At 55.5% G+C, this 17,733-nt stretch carries 19 protein-coding genes; 7 read left to right on the plus strand and 12 right to left on the minus strand.

The genetic code is table 11. The features are described from left to right. Nucleotides 1–29 precede the first annotated feature (29 nt). The 9 genes from ATG98_RS12905 to ATG98_RS22415 all read right to left on the minus strand — a co-directional run bounded on the left by ATG98_RS12905 (nucleotide 30) and on the right by ATG98_RS22415 (nucleotide 6,906). The gene (locus ATG98_RS12905; RefSeq protein ID WP_098421442.1) at nucleotides 30–308 is read right to left on the minus strand and encodes a cory-CC-star protein; all 279 of its coding nucleotides are present in this window, start codon (nucleotides 306–308) and stop codon (nucleotides 30–32) included. Between the two features lie 107 nt (nucleotides 309–415). Further along, a complete protein-coding gene (locus tag ATG98_RS12910; protein WP_098421443.1) occupies nucleotides 416–2,095 on the minus strand; it encodes a carbon starvation protein A in 1,680 nt (559 codons plus the stop codon). Between the two features lie 183 nt (nucleotides 2,096–2,278). Beyond that, nucleotides 2,279–3,634, minus strand: a complete 1,356-nt coding sequence (locus ATG98_RS12915; protein ID WP_098421444.1) for a PhoH family protein — start codon at nucleotides 3,632–3,634, stop codon at nucleotides 2,279–2,281. Nucleotides 3,635–3,719: 85 nt separating this feature from the next. Next, a complete protein-coding gene (locus ATG98_RS12920; protein ID WP_098421445.1) occupies nucleotides 3,720–4,211 on the minus strand; it encodes an HPP family protein in 492 nt (163 codons plus the stop codon). Between the two features lie 58 nt (nucleotides 4,212–4,269). Then, complete coding sequence (minE, locus tag ATG98_RS12925; protein WP_018403132.1) at nucleotides 4,270–4,527, minus strand: cell division topological specificity factor MinE; 258 nt, start codon at nucleotides 4,525–4,527, stop codon at nucleotides 4,270–4,272. A 3-nt stretch (nucleotides 4,528–4,530) separates the two neighbouring features. Beyond that, nucleotides 4,531–5,343, minus strand: a complete 813-nt coding sequence (minD, locus tag ATG98_RS12930) for a septum site-determining protein MinD (protein WP_098421446.1) — start codon at nucleotides 5,341–5,343, stop codon at nucleotides 4,531–4,533. A 76-nt stretch (nucleotides 5,344–5,419) separates the two neighbouring features. Further along, nucleotides 5,420–6,187 carry a septum site-determining protein MinC gene (gene minC / locus ATG98_RS12935; RefSeq protein ID WP_098421447.1) on the minus strand — a complete coding sequence of 256 codons (768 nt, stop codon included), beginning with the start codon at nucleotides 6,185–6,187 and terminating at the stop codon, nucleotides 5,420–5,422. Further along, on the minus strand, nucleotides 6,187–6,465 hold the full coding sequence (locus ATG98_RS12940) for a DUF1244 domain-containing protein (protein ID WP_098421448.1): 279 nt from the start codon (nucleotides 6,463–6,465) through the stop codon (nucleotides 6,187–6,189). Before ATG98_RS12940 ends, minC begins: the two co-directional genes overlap by 1 nt. A gap of 243 nt (nucleotides 6,466–6,708) precedes the next feature. Next, entirely contained in the window at nucleotides 6,709–6,906 is a 198-nt protein-coding gene (locus ATG98_RS22415; RefSeq protein WP_416376576.1) for a transposase, read from the minus strand. A 9-nt stretch (nucleotides 6,907–6,915) separates the two neighbouring features. Between ATG98_RS22415 and ATG98_RS12950 the strand changes: the two genes are divergently transcribed. From ATG98_RS12950 to ATG98_RS12975, 6 genes are all read left to right on the plus strand, one after another. Further along, nucleotides 6,916–8,130 (plus strand): RNA-guided endonuclease InsQ/TnpB family protein, encoded by a 1,215-nt coding sequence (locus tag ATG98_RS12950; RefSeq protein WP_098423384.1) that lies wholly within the window; start codon nucleotides 6,916–6,918, stop codon nucleotides 8,128–8,130. Beyond that, nucleotides 8,118–9,236 carry a DNA polymerase IV gene (gene dinB, locus ATG98_RS12955; RefSeq protein ID WP_098421450.1) on the plus strand — a complete coding sequence of 373 codons (1,119 nt, stop codon included), beginning with the start codon at nucleotides 8,118–8,120 and terminating at the stop codon, nucleotides 9,234–9,236. The genes ATG98_RS12950 and dinB overlap by 13 nt, the downstream gene beginning before the upstream one ends. Before the next feature lie 183 nt (nucleotides 9,237–9,419). Continuing rightward, a complete protein-coding gene (locus ATG98_RS12960; protein WP_098423386.1) occupies nucleotides 9,420–11,612 on the plus strand; it encodes an acetyl-CoA hydrolase/transferase C-terminal domain-containing protein in 2,193 nt (730 codons plus the stop codon). A gap of 17 nt (nucleotides 11,613–11,629) precedes the next feature. Further along, complete coding sequence (locus ATG98_RS12965; protein ID WP_098421452.1) at nucleotides 11,630–12,100, plus strand: FKBP-type peptidyl-prolyl cis-trans isomerase; 471 nt, start codon at nucleotides 11,630–11,632, stop codon at nucleotides 12,098–12,100. Nucleotides 12,101–12,122: 22 nt separating this feature from the next. Continuing rightward, entirely contained in the window at nucleotides 12,123–12,854 is a 732-nt protein-coding gene (locus ATG98_RS12970; protein ID WP_098423388.1) for a response regulator, read from the plus strand. A gap of 99 nt (nucleotides 12,855–12,953) precedes the next feature. Further along, the gene (locus ATG98_RS12975) at nucleotides 12,954–14,561 is read left to right on the plus strand and encodes an ATP-binding protein (protein WP_098421454.1); all 1,608 of its coding nucleotides are present in this window, start codon (nucleotides 12,954–12,956) and stop codon (nucleotides 14,559–14,561) included. Here ATG98_RS12975 and ATG98_RS12980 read toward each other — a convergent pair. Both ATG98_RS12980 and argF read right to left on the minus strand, forming a co-directional pair. Next, complete coding sequence (locus tag ATG98_RS12980; RefSeq protein ID WP_098423390.1) at nucleotides 14,482–15,561, minus strand: ABC transporter ATP-binding protein; 1,080 nt, start codon at nucleotides 15,559–15,561, stop codon at nucleotides 14,482–14,484. The two genes, ATG98_RS12975 and ATG98_RS12980, sit on opposite strands and share 80 nt — an antisense overlap. 2 nt (nucleotides 15,562–15,563) lie before the next feature. Then, complete coding sequence (gene argF, locus ATG98_RS12985; protein WP_098421456.1) at nucleotides 15,564–16,478, minus strand: ornithine carbamoyltransferase; 915 nt, start codon at nucleotides 16,476–16,478, stop codon at nucleotides 15,564–15,566. A 312-nt stretch (nucleotides 16,479–16,790) separates the two neighbouring features. On the opposite strand from argF, the gene grxD reads away from it, so the two are divergent. Continuing rightward, nucleotides 16,791–17,117, plus strand: coding sequence for a Grx4 family monothiol glutaredoxin (grxD, locus tag ATG98_RS12990; RefSeq protein WP_098421457.1), 327 nt, complete (start codon nucleotides 16,791–16,793; stop codon nucleotides 17,115–17,117). A 208-nt stretch (nucleotides 17,118–17,325) separates the two neighbouring features. On the opposite strand, the gene tnpA is transcribed toward grxD, so the two are convergent. Then, on the minus strand, nucleotides 17,326–17,730 hold the full coding sequence (tnpA, locus tag ATG98_RS12995) for an IS200/IS605 family transposase (RefSeq protein ID WP_098423392.1): 405 nt from the start codon (nucleotides 17,728–17,730) through the stop codon (nucleotides 17,326–17,328). Between the last annotated feature and the right edge of the window lie 3 nt (nucleotides 17,731–17,733).

Below are 17,733 nucleotides of genomic sequence, written 5' to 3' on the forward strand. Positions count from 1 at the left end.
GAAAGTGGGTTAGCAGTAGCGCAAACTGGCTAGCAGCATCGAAAATTATCCAGCGGCGAGCGTTCCATGCCCATGCGTGTGTGCCAGTCGTGAAAGCGTTCCAGTAACAAAGGTTGCAGCTCCAGGCAGTACCAGCTGGCAGGGTTGGGTATGCCCATCATCTCGCTGAACACCAGCAGCATGAACAGGTCGTCTTCATCACGTTGGGCGCGGGCAATGGCCGCCCGGTAGGGGGCGTTATAGTATTCAGCGCCGGCAACGCTGACCTGTTGATACAGATACTTGAGTTTGGAAAGTGTATTTTTCACAATGGGCCCTCGTTGATTGGGGCGGGGAGTGCAGAGCTGGCCGCTGCAAATAATCGCAACGGCCAGCTCTTTAGTCGAGTGTTATAAGGTTTAGTAGAACCGAAAACTCAGTTCGCTTCCACTTCTTTAAGCTCGGCTTTGGCCCGCTTCAGGGCAGCAGCGGATTCCAGGGTCACAAACACCGCGGCAATCAGTACCACAATGTCCAGCCCGAACAGGAACCAATCGGCTTTGTCGTAGAAGCCTTTCAGCTGCTGCAGCAGGGCGAACAGGCTCATGGCCAGAATGAACACCAGCGGCGCCATGGTGTAGATGGTGGGCCGGCCGCGGCGAACCAGCATAACCGTAATCACCAGCAAGGTAAGGCCCGCCAGCAATTGGTTGGTGGTGCCGAACAGAGGCCATATCAGCAGCCCGCCGGAACCGTCTGCGCCACCGGCGCCGAACGCCAGTGCCAGGCACGATACGACTGAAAGAAGGGTCGCTGGTAACGGTTTGGCCATCCATTTGATGTTATAGATTTCGCCCCATTCCTGAAAGATATAGCGCTGCAGGCGCAGGCCGGTGTCCATGGTAGTGCCGGCAAACAGGGCCGCCATAACCGTCAGCATGGTGGCTGCAACCGCGATGTCCAGCCCAGTGCCCGCGCTTAGAATGTTGGCGCCGCCGTTAACAAAAGCGAGTACGCCGCCTTGGCCAAACGAGTGGTAAACTGCCTGCCAGTCTTCCAGTGAGGCAAAGCCCGCGGTAGCGGCAATAATAGCGGCCAATGCCAGAGCACCTTCGCCGGTGGCGCCAAAGTAGCCAACAAAACGGGCGTCGGTATCTTTGTTCAGCTGCTTGGAGGTAGTACCAGACGCAACCAGGCCGTGGAAGCCGGAAATGGCGCCACAGGCAATGGTCACAAATAGCAGCGGAATCATCGATGGCGTACCCGGTGGCACGTCTATGTTAATCATTGGTGCAACAACGGTAGGGTTGGCAATCAGTACCGCGGCATAAAGCGCGGCCAGGCCAACAAACAGTTGCAGGCCGTTTATGTAATCGCGGGGTTGAAGCAGTACCCACACGGGCAGTAGTGAAGCAATCGCCGCGTAGATGAACAGAATTATGATCCATGCAGCACTGGGCGACAGGCCAAGGGTGCTTTCCGGCAGCGACACCGGCATGGAGGGGCCAACCCAGATCAGTGCGTACAACGCCACTACACCCACCAGCGACACAATCGGCAAGCTCATCTTGGCGCGGTAAATGGCCTGGCCAATCACCAGGGCCACGGCGATGGCGCCCCACACCGGAACCACGGCACCGGGGTTGTTGATCAGCAGGCGGGCGATAACAACGCCAAACACGCCGTTTACCATCAACAGAACCAGGAAGATAACAATCGAGAAAATGGCGCGGGCGCGATTACCCACCACTTCGCCGGTCAGCGTACCTACGGATTTGGCACGGTTGCGCACGCTGGCCCAGATGGCGCCCAAATCGTGAATGCCGGCAAAAAAGATGGTACCGAAGGTGACCCACAAAAAGGCCGGTAACCAGCCCCAAATAACGGCAATGGCGGGCCCTACAATGGGTGCGGCGCCAGCGACCGAGGTAAAGTGATGGCCCCACAGCACAAATTTGTTGGTGGGCACAAAGTCGATGCCGTCTTCAAATTCGTGAGCCGGCGTTACGAAGGCGTCACTGAGTTTGAACACCACATGGGCAAGAAATTTTGAGTAGACAAAGAATCCCAAGGCCATACCGCCAAGCCCGAGAACCATTAAGATTATGGAGCTCATGGATTATTACCTTTTTTTTAGTTAGCAAACTAGAATTGTCGTCATTAGGCTGGGAGTTTCAAGTATTGAATTGCGGCTTTAGACTAAAGTATTAGTTGGCAGTGTAAATCTATGATGTCACTGCAACAGGCCGGGCAGCGGATGCCCGGCCTGGCCAAGGTTGAGAAACGTTTGGAAAAAAGCTTATAGATTGGCTTCGGCGAATTCCGCCAGTGCCGAACGGGGCACGCCTTGCAAGTGAATGTGGCCACCGTGGCGAAAGGTTTTGAAACGTTCGGTCATGTAAGTCAGGCCGGAGCTCAAAGCACTCAGGTAAGGGGTGTCAATCTGCGCCAGATTGCCCAGGCAGATCACCTTGGAGCCGTTACCGGCGCGGGTGATGATGGTTTTAATCTGGTGCGGGGTCAGGTTCTGGGATTCGTCAATAATAATCAGGCTGTGCTGGAAGCTGCGGCCCCGAATGTAGTTCAGGGATTTAAAGTGCAGGGGTACTTTGCTGAGAATGTAATCCACGCTGGCGGTCATGTTTTCGTCATCTTCGTGCAGCGCCTCCAGGTTGTCCACAATGGCGCCTAGCCAGGGCTCCATTTTGTCCGCTTCGGTGCCCGGCAGAAAACCTATGTCTTCGTCTAACCCCTGGGTGCTGCGGGTCGCAATAATGCGCTTGTAGAGTTTGCTGGCCACGGTCAGCTCGATGCAGGCCGCCAGCGCAAGAATGGTTTTGCCAGAGCCGGCGGCGCCGGTCAGGTTCACTAGGTGAATGTCTGGGTCTAGCAGCAGGTTCAGTGCAATGGCCTGATAGATATCGCGGGGAATCAGCCCCCAGACTTCTTCGTTCATCAGGTCATGCTGGTGCAGGTCGCGAATAACCAGGTAGTCGTCGCCCAGCTCGCACACTTTGCCCACAAAGCCCTGTTCGTCCAGCACAAACTCGTTGATGTTCAGCCGTGCCAATTCGCCTTCGCGCTTGAATTGGTGTTCGGTGGCGCCATCCCGCTGCTTTGTTTCTACTTTGCTGATGGTGTCCCAAAAGGAACCGGGGAACTCGGTATAGCCTCGGGGCAGCAGGCCTATGTCGTCTACCAACTGGTCATTGTGATAAGCCTGGGCTTCTACGCCAAAGCCGCGGGCTTTCAGCCGCATGTTGATGTCGTTGCTAACCAGAATGATGTCGCGGTTGGTGTGGCGTTCTTGCAGGGCGGCCAGGCTGTTGATGATTTTGTTATCGTTCAGGTGCTCGGGCAGGGCATGGCCGCTTACTGATTCCGAACTCATCAGAATCGACAGCGTTCCCATGGGCTCTGCTTTTTCGCCCCGTGCAATAGGCACACCGTTTTCAATCTGCTTCGGGCTGGCGTCGCCTAACAGCCGGTCGATGGTGCGAATGGCCTGGCGACAATCGGCCGCTACCGTCTGCTTGCCGGATTTCAGGCTATCGAGCTCTTCCAGCACGGTCATCGGAATGATGACCTGGTGCTCTTCAAAATTCAGCAGGGCGCTGGGGTCGTGAATCAGAACATTGGTGTCTAGCACGTACATCTTGCGGCGTTCTTGCGATGCTGCGGGCATAAGGGGCAGTACCTCTAATACTGGTGAATCGGGTGACGGATACAGGCTGGCCGGATCACTCTTGCATTGCGCAGCGCTGGGTCATATCGCGATCGGCAATAATTTTCAGAAGATCATAAGTAGTTATAATTCCTGTTATTTTTCCATCAAGGGTGACAAATATACGGTGCAGATGCTCGGCCATCATGGTTTTGGCAATTTCGCGCACCGGCGTGTCTTCGTCAACCGACAGCAAAATAGGGGTCATTATGTCTCTGACCTCCACCGGCAGTTTGCCCATACCCTCGTAAATAACCATGCGCAAACGGCGGGCCTCGCGGGCTTCGTCCTCCGTCAGCCGTGCCTCGGTCTCTGGGCGGCTGGCGTTCCAGCGAAATTCGGTAATATCCTTCAGGGTGACTATACCGATAATGTCGCCGCTATCGTCGGTCACCGGGCTACCAGCGATTTCGTTGTCGGTCAGAAAGCGGGCCAGCCTGTCCATAGTCCAGGATTGGGGCACCGCTTTGATACTCGGGGTCATTATCTCGCGTGCAAGCAACAGCATGGTTCAGGCAGCCTATTTTTAAAAGAGGGTAAAAGCTTAGCCCGAACCCGTGCCGGCGTCACTTCTCGGGCAGCGTTACGTTCAGCTCAAGCACCGAACAAGTGTCGGTGCGGTCTATCTCTACTTGTACCATGTCGTCGCTGATGTCCACATATTTGCGGATAACCGCCAGCAGTTCCTGCTGCAGCGCCGGCAGGTAATCCGGCTGTTTGCGGTGGCCACGCTCGTGGGCCACAATAATCTGTAGTCGTTCTTTGGCCACGTTAGCGGTATTAGTATTGGTTTTTTTGCCCCTGAAATAGTCCAGAAAACTCATGCTTTAGCCTCCCTTGAACATCCGTGAAAAGAAGCCCTTCTTCTGGGCTGTCATGAAACGGTGTTCCCGTTCTTCCCCCACCAGGCGAGCCACGGCGTCATCATAAGCTTGGCCAGCGTCGGTTTCGGTCTCCAGAATAACCGGTAAGCCTTGGTTAGAGGCGTTCAGCACCACTTGGCTTTCGGGGATAATGCCCAGCAGAGGTATCGCCAGAATTTCTTCCACATCGGCCACCGACAGCATTTCCCCGCGTTCTACCCGAGCCGGATTGTAGCGGGTAACCAGCAGGTGTTCTTTTACTGGGTCCTGGCCCTTTTCGGCACGGCGTGACTTGCTCTGCAGAATGCCCAGAATGCGGTCAGAGTCGCGCACGGATGACACCTCGGGGTTGGTCACCACAATCGCTTCGTCTGCAAAATACAGAGCCATTTGAGCGCCGTGTTCAATGCCTGCGGGCGAATCACAGATGATGTAATCGAAGGTTTGTGACAGCTCGTTGATGACCTTCTCTACGCCTTCTTTGGTCAGCGCTTCTTTTTCCCGGGTTTGCGAGGCCGGCAGAATAAACAGGGTGTCTACCCGCTTGTCGCGGATAAGCGCCTGGTTCAACGTGGCTTCGCCCTGAATCACGTTTACGAAGTCGTACACTACTCGGCGTTCACAGTTCATGATCAGGTCCAGATTACGCAGACCCACGTCAAAATCGATGACCACGGTCTTGTGGCCGCGTTTGGCCAGGCCGGTGCTGATCGAAGCGCTGGTGGTGGTTTTGCCAACGCCGCCTTTTCCTGAGGTTATTACAATAATTCTAGCCAAGGTACGGTTCCTGTCATGCAATGTCGTGGTTGTCGAAGCCGAGTAAACCGGTTACTGCTGGAACACCGGAGTCGGGTCAGGCCTTTTCCAGCGGCGTTACCAACATCAGATCGTCCCTGAGCTGAAGTTGCACGGCACTTTTCCAGCCGCTCCCCTGCAGATCTTCAGAGATTTTATAGTGTCCGGCGATGGACACAAGTTCTGCCTCCAATGACTGGCAGAAGATGCGTGCGTTTTCATCGCCGTTTACGCCCGCCAGTGCGCGACCGCGCAGCGGGCCGTATACATGAATATTACCGGCTGCCATCACTTCGGCACCGGGTTGCACCGGCGCCAGAATCACAAGGTCACCGTCTTCAGCGCAGACTTGCTGGCCGGAACGCACTGGTTGACTGATGATTCTTGCGGGCGTTGACTGGGCTGGCGCAGGTGCAGCTGTTAACTCTGCGACTGGCGCGGTGGGCGAAGTCGTTTCCGCCGTCGGCTGACTGCCGTGTTTTTTATCGCGCTGGCTGTTACCAGGCACTAGCGCCAGCGATGCACCGCGGGCCATACGCCGATGGTTTTCATTACCACCGCGCACGCCCACCACGTGAATATGGTGGCGACGGCAGGTGCCAATGATGCTGAAAAAATCCAGCTCGCTGTCCAGGCCTTCGTATTTTTCAAGACTTATGATCAGCGGGACGTCTTTAAAAAATCCGGGCGCCTGGCTGATTTTGTCCCGCAGCGTGGCTTCAAAATCTTCGCTCTCGAAATAATAAAGTTCCAGAGCTGTCATCGACACACTGGCGCTTTTTAGCTGAAAGCCCTGTTTTGCGCCAGTGGTTGGGGTATCGGTCATTAATGATGGTCCTGCTTGGGGCCGCTCTGATAGCGTTGTTTCCATTCATCGTAGGGCATGCCGTAAATCGCTTCGCGCGCTTGCGGATCCGTCATATTTACACCCTGCTCCTGTGCTGCGGCAAGATACCATTTTGACAGACAGTTGCGGCAAAAATCGGCGAGGTTCATCAGGTCTATATTCTGCACCTCGGTATGTTCACGCAGGTGGCTGACAAGACGGCGGAAAGCGGCTGCTTCAAGCTCGGTGCGCTGGGCGTCTGAAATGAGTTCAGTCATGGTATAGGTGGCCTTTTACGATGTCAGAAAAATGGATAAAAATTCATGTAATGCAGCTTTAGTAAGCGGCTTGCCGAGGACAATCCTGACATTTTGAGCAACTGGAGGTAAGATACAAGGCTGTATGCATATACAGCGGGCGCGGCCAAGCGGGGTTTTATCGGAATGCGCGGAAAACCTCGGCCGTCAGGCCGGGGATGAAGAGCGCGGACACCACAGGTGTCCCTCTCGTTAGCAACATTCTTATTCCGGCGTTTGCTGCTGCTCAATGTACTGGCGAATAATGCTAATGGGTGCACCACCACAACTGCCAGCGAAGTAAGACGGCGACCATAAGGCATTACCCCATAACTTTTTCTTAAGTGTCTCGTACTTTTTCTTCCCTAAAAACGCAGTGCCGCCCGTGCCTAATATCATTGTTTTTTTCCATGGACCAACCATAATTGAGCTATGAAACGCCTTCAAGCATTCAAATTTCAGATTGAGCCAAACGGTGAGCAAATCCGCGCCATGCGTCAGTACGCGGGTAATGCTCGCAAGATTTGGAATTTGGCTTTGAATCGTCAGCAAGAGCGACATACGGCCGGTGAAAAATTCACCAACAGCTTTGGCATGAATAATTGGCTGCCAGCGTGGAAGCAGGAATTCTCGTACTTGTGCGACTCTCCCTCACAAACACTGCAACAAGTCACAAAAGACCTGGCCGCTGCGTACAAGAACTTCTTTGAGAAGCGTGCCGATTTTCCACAATTCAAGAAAAAAGGTAGGTCGTCAGACAGCTTTCGCTTTCCGCAAGGTTTCGAGATTGACGAAGCCAATCGACGTATTCGACTCCCAAAGCTAGGCTGGATTCGCTACCGCAAGAGCCGTGGCATCCTCGGACTGGCAAAGAACATCACCGTTTCCTGTGTGGCTGGCAAGTGGTACGCCAGCATTCAGACCGAGCGCGAAGTGGGGCAGCCAATACATCCATCAACGTCGATAGTCGGCCTCGATGCGGGTATCACTCTATTCGCGACGCTCTCTGACGGCACGATGTTCGAGCCGGTCAATGCGCTGCGTACCCGCGCTGCGAAGATGGCAAAGTATCAGCGACGCATGAGCCGCAAGGTCAAATTCAGCCGCAATTGGAAAAAGGCGAAGGCCCGTATCACCCAGTTGCATCAACGGGTTGCTCATACCCGCAATGACTTTCTCCACAAGACATCTAACATCATCAGCAAAAATCACGCGATGGTCGTCATCGAAGATCTGAACGTCACGAATATGAGCAAGTCAGCAAGCGGCACACTTGAGGCACCAGGACGACGCGTAAACGCCAAATCCGGCCTTAATAAGTCGATTCTCGATCAGGGCTGGGGCGAGTTCCGCCGCCAGTTGGAATACAAGCAGGCATGGCTGGGCGGTGAAGTGTTTGCCGTCAACCCTCGTAACACCAGCCGGGCGTGTCCGGCCTGCGGTCATATTTGTGCAGAGAATCGCAAGACTCAATCGCAATTCGAATGTGTCGAATGTGGGTATGCTGAAAATGCAGACCTCAACGCCGCCATCAATATTTTAAGGGCAGGTCATGCCCGGTTAGCCTGTGAAGTGAACGGTGCGGTAATGCCGTCAGCAACAGGAACCCACCGAAGCGACTCAAGGATGGCTCAATGCCACGCCTGAGCGCAGTAGGAATCCCCGTCCGTCAGGGCGGGGAGGATGTCAAGTCTCAACGCAAGATAATTCACGTAGATTGCGACTGCTTTTACGCCGCCGTGGAAATGCGTGATGACCCTTCCTTGCAAAATGTTCCGCTGGCGGTGGGCGGGCAGGGTGGGCGCGGCGTGGTGACCACCTGCAATTACCAGGCTCGCGCCTACGGCGTGCGTTCGGCCATGCCCGGCGGCGAGGCTCGGCGCCTGTGCCCGGACTTAGTGACCGTGCCGGTGGATATGCCGCGCTACCGGGCGGTGTCGCAGCAGGTGATGGCCATATTGCGCGAGGTAACCGATCTGGTAGAGCCCCTGTCGCTGGACGAAGCATTTTTGGATGTGTCTGACGTGACTGAACATCAGGGCAGCGCCACGCTGATTGCCCGTCACCTGCGCGAGCGGGTCAAGCAGCAAACCGGTATTGTTATTTCCGCCGGGGTGGCGCCGAATAAATTCTTGGCCAAAATTGCCAGCGATTGGGAAAAACCCGACGGCCTGTTCGTGATTCGGCCCCAGGACATTGCCGGGTTTGTGGCGAAACTACCGGTGCAAAAGTTGTTTGGTGTAGGTCAGGTAACCGCGGGCAAGCTCCACGCCATGGGCGCCCAAACCTGCGGCGATCTGCAGCAGCTGGGCGCGGAAATTCTGATAGAGCGTTTTGGCAAGCAGGGTTACCGCTTGCACGAAATGGCCCACGGCCGCGACGAACGCCCTTTGGTGGTGTCGCGCATCGCCAAGTCCCTGAGCGTTGAACGCACCTTTGCTCAGGATTTGCCAGACAAAAACGCCTGTGATGCGGTGCTGGTGAATCTGCTGGACGATTTGCACGCGCGCCTTGTCCGCAAGGCCGAGCACAAGCCCTTGCACAAACTGTTTGTGAAAATCCGTTACAGCGACTTCTCCACCCACACTCTGGAGCGGGTGCGCGAATCCGCGGCGCTGCCCGTTATTGCAGACTATCAGCAACTATTGAATGAACTGATGACAGATACTCAGCGGCCGGTGCGGCTGCTGGGAATGGGTGTAAGGTTTCGGAATGATGAGGCACCGGTCACACAACTGCGTTTGTTTGACTGATCAGGCAGTAAACAGTGGGACAATGTGCGTTGAGACACAGCGCAGAGGCTGAAGTGGACCTTTTGAAACCGCTGAATTAGCCTGGCGGAACCCCCGATTACTGATCTGATGCATTGTTTGGCCGTGCTGCCCGTGTGATGATTCCGTTAACAGAATTCATTATGGGTTAACGGGAACCGGAAAATGGCCGAAAATTGCACGGTGCGAATGGATGACGCAGATGCCTGTGTTGAAGAAGTAATCCGCCGTGTTGGCAACAAGATTATTCTTGGCCTGCCTCTGGGTTTGGGTAAGCCCCTGCGCTTTGTGAATGCCCTGTATCAGCGCGCCAAGCGCGACCCCCAAATCGAATTGCACATTCTCACGGCCCTGTCGCTGGTGAAACCCAGTGGCCGCTCAGCCCTGGAAAAGCGCTTCCTCGAACCTTTCTCAGAGCGCTTGTACGGCGCGATCCCGGATTTAGAATACGCTTTGGATTTGCGGGCCAACAAACTGCCGCCGAATGTGAAAGTGTCGGAGTTCTTTTTCAAGGCCGGCAGTTTTATGCACAACTCGTCCCAACAGCGCCACTATATCAGCCTGAACTACACCCATGCAGTGCGCGATTTGATGGCCATGGGTATCAACGTGGTGGCGCAAATGGTGGCGCCAGGTGATCAAAACGGTGAGCCAGGGCAGGTGAGCCTAAGCTGTAATCCGGACCTGACTCTGGACATTATCCCACTTCTGCGCGCGCGCCAGCGCGAAGAGGACGTGCCCACCGTTTTGGTGGGTGAGCTGAACCGGCATTTGCCCTGGCTGGGCCGTGATGCCCAGATGCCCGAAGCCGATATAGACTTGGTTTTGGCGCAACCGCAAAGTGATTACCCGATGTTTCCGGCGCCACAAATGGCCATCAGCCCGCCGGATCACCTGATTGGTTTCTATGCCAGCACCTTGGTAAAAGACGGTGGCACCTTGCAGGTGGGTATCGGTTCCCTCGGGGCTGGACTGATCAACAGCACCATTTTGCGCCACCGCCATAACGACGCCTGGAAACGCTTATATCAGCATCTGGACATCGCCGCCCGTTATCCGGCTGTCGATGGTATTGGTGGCACCGGCACGTTTGATCAGGGCCTTTACGGTTGCAGCGAAATGATCATTGACGGTTTTATGCACCTGTTGGAAGCCGGAGTGTTAAAGCGTGAAGTGTTTGCCCACCAGGGGTTGCAGGAGCTGCTGAATCGCGGTGACATCAGCGCGCAGATAAGCCTGAACACCCTGGACGTGCTGCTGCGCGAACACATTATTGCTTCGCCGCTGCGGCCGCAGGATCTGGAGTTCCTGCAGCGATTCGGGATTGTGCATTCCGAGCTGCGTTTGCAAGATGGCCAACTGAGCCTGCAGCAGCGCACCGTGCCCGCCGACATTAACCACCCCGACACCTGCCGGCTACTGAAAGACGGCGGCTTGGGCGACACGCTGAGCAACGGCGTGGTGATGCACGGAGGCTTCTACATCGGTCCCGAATCTTTCTACCAGGCACTGCGTGACCTGTCGCCACAGCAGCGCCGGCGCATCTGCATGACGAGCGTGAACTATATCAATGATCTGTACGACCACCGCTTTGGCAATCAGGCGCTGAAAACCGCCCAGCGCCAGCACGGCCGTTTTATAAACACCACCATGATGTACACCCTGGCGGGCGCGGCAGTGTCTGACGGCCTTGAAGACGGCCGCGTGGTGAGTGGCGTAGGTGGCCAGTACAACTTTGTGGCCATGGGTATGGAATTAGCGGGCGCGCGTTCCATTTTGTGCTTACGCAGCACTCGCAAGGCGGCGGGCAGAGCAGTGTCGAATATTGTGTTTAGCTACGGCCACTGCACCATTCCCCGCCACCTGCGGGACATTGTGATCACCGAATACGGCATTGCCGATTTGCGGGGCCAGTCTGACGAACAGGTTTATCTGCGGCTGATCGCGATTGCCGACGCCCGCTTCCAGGCCGGCCTGTTGCAACAGGCGAAAAAGGCCGGCAAGGTTGCGAAGAGTTTCAAACCGCCAAAAGCCTGGGCCGACAATACACCGGAATATATCCACCAGGCCTTGGCAGCGGTGCCGGGCAACAACCATTTTCCACCGTTTCCCTTTGGCTGCGACTTTACCGCTGAAGAGTTGGTGATTGCTAAAGCACTGAAACGCTTACAGGCTGAAACGGCCACAGGTCGTGGTAAACTGATGACTCTGGTGCAGGCCGCCCGTACCCGCGACGAACAAGGCCGCTTCCAATCGCTGCTAGAACGCATGCAACTGGCCTCGCCTAAAGGGGTGCGCCAGAAGCTGGACCAGCGGCTACTGATTTACGGCCTGCAATTGACTAATACACCCCATTAAGAGCAACGACGCAACCTATGCAAGATTCTTCTCCTACAATTGATGTGTTCACTGTTCACTATGTACTTAAAAATGCCGTTGGTGAGCTGGTAGATACTTCTGAAGGCAGTGAGCCGCTGCATTTTGTCTACGGCAGCCCGGCTATTATTGAGGGCATTCAGCGCGCCGTGAAAGACCGCCGCGTGGGCGACTGTCTGGAAGTTACTGTGCCGCCGGCGATGGCCTACGGTGAGCACCGGGCCGACCTGGTGCGAAAAGTGCCGCGCTCGACGTTCGAAGGCGTAGAGAACTTGCAAGCGGGCATGAAGTTCCAAACCAACACGGGCACCGAGGCACAGGTTGTCCAGGTGATGGGTTTTGACGGCAATCTGGTGCGAATTGATGCCAATCACCCGCTGGCTGGTCTAACCTTGTATTTTGATTTGGAAATTGTTGGCCGCCGCAGCGCCAGTGCAGAGGAAATTGCCCAGGGCCGGCCCCTGTCATAGCCTGAAGTTAGGAAAGACTGTTATGGAACTAACGACTGACAACTGGCGAATCCTGATTGTAGAAGACGACGAACGGCTGGCCAGTCTGACCCGCGATTACCTGCAGAATAACGGGCTTACGGTGTCTGTTGAGTCCCACGGTGGGGCGGCTGTGGAACGTATTCGAAACGAACAGCCAGACTTTGTGGTGCTTGATCTGATGCTGCCCGGCGAAGACGGCTTGTCTATCTGCCGCCGGGTGCGGCCGCAATACAGCGGCCCGATATTGATGCTAACCGCCAGAACCGACGACATGGACCAGATATTGGGCCTGGAAATGGGCGCCGATGACTACATTGGTAAACCGGTTCAACCGCTGGTGTTATTGGCGCGTATTCGTGCGTTGATGCGCCGCGTCACCGAAAAAAGCCAGCCTCTGGTCGGCAGCGACTCGGTGAGTGAAGGCCCGGTGCGGGTGCAGTTCAACGAGTTGGTGATAGACCGCTCTATGCGCGAAACCTGGCTTTCTGGCGCCACCGTGGATTTAACCAGCGCCGAGTTTGACTTGCTGTGGTTGCTGGCCAGCAACGCGGGCAGGGTGCTCAGCCGTGAAGAAATTTTTACCGCTTTGCGTGGTATTGAATACGACGGTCAAGACCGCTCGATTGACGTGCGGGTGTCCCGTATAAGGCCAAAAATTGGTGACGACCCCATTCACCCACGGCGCATAAAAACCGTGCGTAGCAAAGGCTATCTGTTCGTAAAAGAAGCCTGAGCAGTTGCTAATGGCTGAGTAGTTGCGAAAGCTTGAATAGTTGCGAAAGCCTGAATAGCTGCTTAAACCCGAGTTTTTGTTTGAGCCAGAGTGCGCACCATGCCCCTGATCTACCTTCTAAAACTGTATGCCCGCCTAGCCGGTTTCGTGCTGTTGATGGTGGTGCTCTGTGTATTGCTGTTTCAGGGCCTGAACGGTATTCGCCAGCAAATGTGGCTGGAACACCATGGCACAGCGCTGATGCAATGGCTGGCGTCGTCTGCAGACCCTGTCGGCCATTACGCTTGGCTGGTGCCGACCTATAACCTTGAGGTAGGCCCGGCCACGCAGTTGGCCGATACCGCGGTTGTTCGCGAACGCCTGAGTTACGGCCAGGTGGTGGTATTGCCATCCAGTCTGGGCCAGCGCCTGTTAATTGCCCGTGAAGACGGCCAAGTACTCGCCCTGAATCTGGCCACGCCTTATCGCGACATTGTGCGCGCCAGCGCGCTGGTTTTTCGCTGGCACCTGGACAGCTCGCCGGTTGAACGTCGTCCCGAAACCCTGCGTTATTTAAGCGCGTCATTGGGCATTGGCGCTTATTCCATTGATACCAGTGAGCGCTTGCCACCCACCGATGTGTTGCGACAATTAGTCCGTGACGGCCTGGTGCTGTACACCGCGAAATCCGAAGAGGCGCCCCGGGTGGCGTTGCAGCTGGCTGACGGCGAAATGGTGGTGCTGGTGCCACCACCGCCGTTCACATCCTGGAACCTGGCGATTATTTTGCTACTGTGTCTGCTGATGGCAGCGGCGCTGGCACTGTTGCTCGGATTTGTGGCACGCGCTTGGGATGGGCGTTTGCTGAAGGTTGAATCCGCAGCCCTGCGCATTGCCCGTGGTGATTTGGCGGCGCGGGTAGAACCCGGCTCCAGCCTGCTGCAACAGCGCTTGGGGGCGGCGTTCAATAGCATGGCCGAACATATTCAGCGCCTGGTGCAGGTGCAGCACGACATGATCCATGCGGTGTCCCACGAGCTACGCACCCCGGTGGCGCGCATTCGCTTTGGCGTGCAGATGTTGGCCGACAGCGACAAGTCTCAGCGCAGCGAGGAGCAGTTGCAGGGCATAGACGGCGACATTCAGGAACTGGACGACTTGATAGACGAAATACTGACTTACGCTCGGCTAGAGCAGAGCGAGGCCAAGTTCCTTCTGCAGCAGACATCTATGCCAGATCTGCTGCGCCAGGTCATTGCCCAACAGCAGCTCTTGCACCCAACCGTGGTGATGGAGCTGGATGTAGATGGCGCCAGTGAGGCACTGTTCACGGCCGACGTAGAACCGCGCTATTTACACCGTGCTATTCAGAATCTGGTGGGTAACGCCGCACGCTACGCCAGCCACCAGGTGCGTGTGCGCTGCCGGCTAGACACCGACAATTGCCGCATTGATGTGGAAGACGACGGCCAGGGCATACCGCGTTCAGACTGGGACCGGGTGTTTATTGCATTTTCACGGCTGGATGACAGCCGCACCCGCACCTCGGGCGGGTACGGATTAGGGCTGTCGATTGTGCGGCGCATTATGTACTGGCACGGTGGCCAGGCATTTGTAGGCGCAAGTGCCACCCTCGGCGGCGCTTGCTTTAGCCTCGTATGGCCTCGTGTTCAAACGCAATCAGGTGGTCTGCATCAACTCGCACAGGAACAAGATCACCCACATTGAAATCCAGGTGGCTACGGAACAGCGCCTCAAACTCGGTGGATTCGGAACAGCGAAAACGGTAGAGCGTGGATGTACCGGCAAAGGTTTTTTCAATCACCCTGGGCCGCAAAGGCGAATGTTCATCATAAATGATGTCATCGGGCCGAATCAGTACATCGACCGGTGTGCCCGCGTCCCATTTGTAAGCCCGGTTACCGTGAATAACGCCGAGTTCCGACTGTATGGCGTCTGGCCCCAGAGTGCTGCCTAATACAAAGCTGCCCTGGCCCACAAAGCTGGCAACAAAGCGGTTTGTTGGCTCGTGATACAGGTTGAACGGCACGTCCCATTGCTGAATACGGCCTTTTTGCAGTACCGCCACTTGGTCGCACATGGCAAAGGCTTCTTGCTGGTCGTGGGTCACCAGAATGGCGCTGATCCCCAGAGTTTTCAGAATGTCTCGTACATCCAGACTTAGCCGCCGGCGCAAGTCCGCGTCCAGATTGGAAAACGGCTCGTCCAGTAAAATCAGCGTGGGCTCTGGTGCCAGCGCGCGAGCCAGAGCAACCCGCTGCTGCTGCCCGCCCGACAATTCGTGAGGGTAGCAGTTGGCAAGGTCCTGCAGTTGCACCAGCTCCAGTAATTCCGTGACCTTGCGTTGGCGCTCGGCTTTGCTCAGGCGGTTCAAACCAAAACCCACGTTGTCGGCAATGCTCAAGTGCGGGAAAAGCGCGTAATCCTGAAATACCATGCCAATACGGCGTTTTTCCGGCGGCAGAGCGCGGCCGGGCAGGCTGATGGCCTGGCCCTGAAGGCTGATTTTGCCATCGCTAAGGGGTAAAAAGCCGGCCAGGGCCCGCAAAATAGTGCTTTTGCCACAGCCGCTAGGGCCCAGCAGGCAGCCAATGTCGCCCTGGCGCAGGGCAAAACTGACGTTCTTCACCACAGCTTCGCCGCCATAACCGCAGCACAGATTGTTGACTTCGAGCAGCCAGTCAGACGCGATTGCGGGCTTGTCCATAATTAATCCAGACGTTTAAGAATCAGGAATTCCAGCAGGGCTTTTTGTGCGTGCAGGCGGTTTTCTGCTTCCTGCCACACAACCGAGCCCGAATGCTCCATCATGTCTTGCGAGATTTCTTCGCCGCGATGTGCCGGCAGGCAATGCATAAACAGGGCGTCTTTAGCGGCTAATGCCATCAACTGCGGGTTAATCTGGTAACTCGAAAACGCCTGTTCACGGGCTTTCTGCTCGCTTTCCTGGCCCATGGAGGCCCACACATCGGTAACTAGCAGGTTGGCGTTGCGGGCAGCGTCTGCTGGCTCACGCATCACCGTGACATGTTCTTTGTGTGCTTCAAATACGGAGGCGTCTGGCTCATAGCCTTTCGGGCAAGCCACATTCAGATGAAAGCCGAACATTGCCGCAGCGTTGATGTAGGAATGACACATATTGTTGCCATCGCCGATCCAGGCCACCGTGGCGCCGCGAATGCTGCCGCGGTTTTCGCGATAGGTTTGCATATCTGCCAGCAGCTGGCAGGGATGGAAGTCGTCGGTCAGCGCGTTTATGACCGGCGCTGAGGATGCAGCCGCAAAGCGCTCTACGGCATTGTGGGCGAAGGTACGGATCATAACCGCGTCAACCATGCTGGAGATAACAATGGCTGAATCTTCAATCGGTTCGCCACGGCCCAACTGGGTGTCGCGGGGCGACAAAAACAACGCCGAGCCACCAAGCTGCATCATGCCGGCTTCGAAGGATACCCGGGTGCGGGTAGACGACTTTTCAAAAATCATCGCCAGTACCCGATTCTTCAAGGTGTCGCGGGTAACGCCCTGGTGCCATTCCTTACGCAGGCGTGAGCCGTGGTCCAGCAGCGCTTCCAGTTCATCGGGAGTCAGGTCGTTCAGTGTTAAAAAATGTCGTATCGCCATGGAATGGCCCTTACCTCGCTGGAGGCCCGTGTTGCCGGGGCTTCTAGCCTGATGATTGTTGATATAAAGTGAAAAAATAGGGGCAATCAGTCTAGCCGCTCTATGGTGGCATGACAACGATCAGGGCCAGCCGGTGCCCCGTCTTTAGCGATAAGGGACAGATTTCAAATCTGTCCCTGCATGTTCTGAGTCAAAGCGCGAGCGGTCGGCGACGGTTGGTAGGTCTGCCGGGTCCGTGTACAATGGCTGGAACTGATTGCATTAACGCAAGCCTTCCCTTTTTCATTTTAGCTTCCAGCAGAGGTAGATAACATGGATATGAACGACACCATTAAAAGCCAACTCGAAGAAAACTCGGTCATTCTGTATATGAAGGGTTCTCCTCAAGCGCCACAGTGCGGTTTTTCGGCAAAAACAGTTCAGGCGTTAATGGCCTGCGGCGAGAAATTTGCGTTTGTAAACATTCTGGACAACCCGGAACTGCGTGAAGCGCTGAAAGTGCACTCTAGCTGGCCTACTTACCCGCAGCTGTATATTAGCGGCGAATTGGTTGGCGGCTGCGACATCATTATGGAAATGTCGGAAAACGGCGAGCTGGCCACAGCTGTCAAAGCTGCGTGCAAGCAGGCAGAGGCCTGATACGCCATTTTCAGTGCCAGGAAACGCTGCGCAGCGTTAATGAAACCTTTGCGGCTGGGACAAAACCCAGGCAATTGAGAAAGAGTGTGCAGTGAGAATAGAAAATGCCGGCTATACGCCGGCATTTTTTGTTCGAGGTACGAGGCTTTTAACGAAATGAGCGGAATTCCAATTCAAAATCTCTGATTTAGTGTTGGATGGATAGCGACTATTTTGGTCGGTCCTGGTTCTCAATGTAGGCACGGAGAACGTCGATCGGCGCCCCACCCACTGACAATAAGCAGTACGACCGACTCCACAGCGCGTTTGTGCCCCCGTAAAACTCTTTGAGTTGGGCGCCATATTCCTTTTTGATCATCCGGCTGCTGACGGTTTTCAGCGTGTTGATCAGTTTTGCCGGTGTAACCATCGGGTGAAGCGTGATCAGTGCGTGGATGTGATCGGCTTCGCCGTTGAACTCATCCAGACCGCAGTCATCGGCGCTTAACAGTCGGATGAACTCATCTTCAAGCCAAAGCAGCATCTCGTCATTCAGGCACTTGTTCCGATATTTGGTCACCAACACCAGATGATATTGGAGTTTGTAAACGCACGAGTTATGACTTCTTTTCATCGG

This window comes from Marinobacter sp. LV10R520-4 (assembly GCF_002563815.1).
Classification (GTDB): Bacteria; Pseudomonadota; Gammaproteobacteria; order Pseudomonadales; family Oleiphilaceae; genus Marinobacter.

What these genes read in the sequence shown, in the direction of transcription:
- ATG98_RS12910 (WP_098421443.1), bottom strand. Translation starts at nt 2,095, where the DNA reads ATGAGCTCCATAATCTTAATGGTTCTCGGGCTTGGCGGTATGGCCTTG.
- ATG98_RS12915 (WP_098421444.1), bottom strand. Translation starts at nt 3,634, where the DNA reads ATGTACGTGCTAGACACCAATGTTCTGATTCACGACCCCAGCGCCCTG.
- ATG98_RS12920 (WP_098421445.1), bottom strand. Translation starts at nt 4,211, where the DNA reads ATGCTGTTGCTTGCACGCGAGATAATGACCCCGAGTATCAAAGCGGTG.
- minE (WP_018403132.1), bottom strand. Translation starts at nt 4,527, where the DNA reads ATGAGTTTTCTGGACTATTTCAGGGGCAAAAAAACCAATACTAATACC.
- minC (WP_098421447.1), bottom strand. Translation starts at nt 6,187, where the DNA reads ATGACCGATACCCCAACCACTGGCGCAAAACAGGGCTTTCAGCTAAAA.
- ATG98_RS12940 (WP_098421448.1), bottom strand. Translation starts at nt 6,465, where the DNA reads ATGACTGAACTCATTTCAGACGCCCAGCGCACCGAGCTTGAAGCAGCC.
- ATG98_RS22415 (WP_416376576.1), bottom strand. Translation starts at nt 6,906, where the DNA reads ATGGTTGGTCCATGGAAAAAAACAATGATATTAGGCACGGGCGGCACT.
- ATG98_RS12950 (WP_098423384.1), top strand. Translation starts at nt 6,916, where the DNA reads ATGAAACGCCTTCAAGCATTCAAATTTCAGATTGAGCCAAACGGTGAG.
- dinB (WP_098421450.1), top strand. Translation starts at nt 8,118, where the DNA reads ATGCCACGCCTGAGCGCAGTAGGAATCCCCGTCCGTCAGGGCGGGGAG.
- ATG98_RS12960 (WP_098423386.1), top strand. Translation starts at nt 9,420, where the DNA reads ATGGCCGAAAATTGCACGGTGCGAATGGATGACGCAGATGCCTGTGTT.
- ATG98_RS12965 (WP_098421452.1), top strand. Translation starts at nt 11,630, where the DNA reads ATGCAAGATTCTTCTCCTACAATTGATGTGTTCACTGTTCACTATGTA.
- ATG98_RS12970 (WP_098423388.1), top strand. Translation starts at nt 12,123, where the DNA reads ATGGAACTAACGACTGACAACTGGCGAATCCTGATTGTAGAAGACGAC.
- ATG98_RS12975 (WP_098421454.1), top strand. Translation starts at nt 12,954, where the DNA reads ATGCCCCTGATCTACCTTCTAAAACTGTATGCCCGCCTAGCCGGTTTC.
- ATG98_RS12980 (WP_098423390.1), bottom strand. Translation starts at nt 15,561, where the DNA reads ATGGACAAGCCCGCAATCGCGTCTGACTGGCTGCTCGAAGTCAACAAT.
- argF (WP_098421456.1), bottom strand. Translation starts at nt 16,478, where the DNA reads ATGGCGATACGACATTTTTTAACACTGAACGACCTGACTCCCGATGAA.
- grxD (WP_098421457.1), top strand. Translation starts at nt 16,791, where the DNA reads ATGGATATGAACGACACCATTAAAAGCCAACTCGAAGAAAACTCGGTC.
- tnpA (WP_098423392.1), bottom strand. Translation starts at nt 17,730, where the DNA reads ATGAAAAGAAGTCATAACTCGTGCGTTTACAAACTCCAATATCATCTG.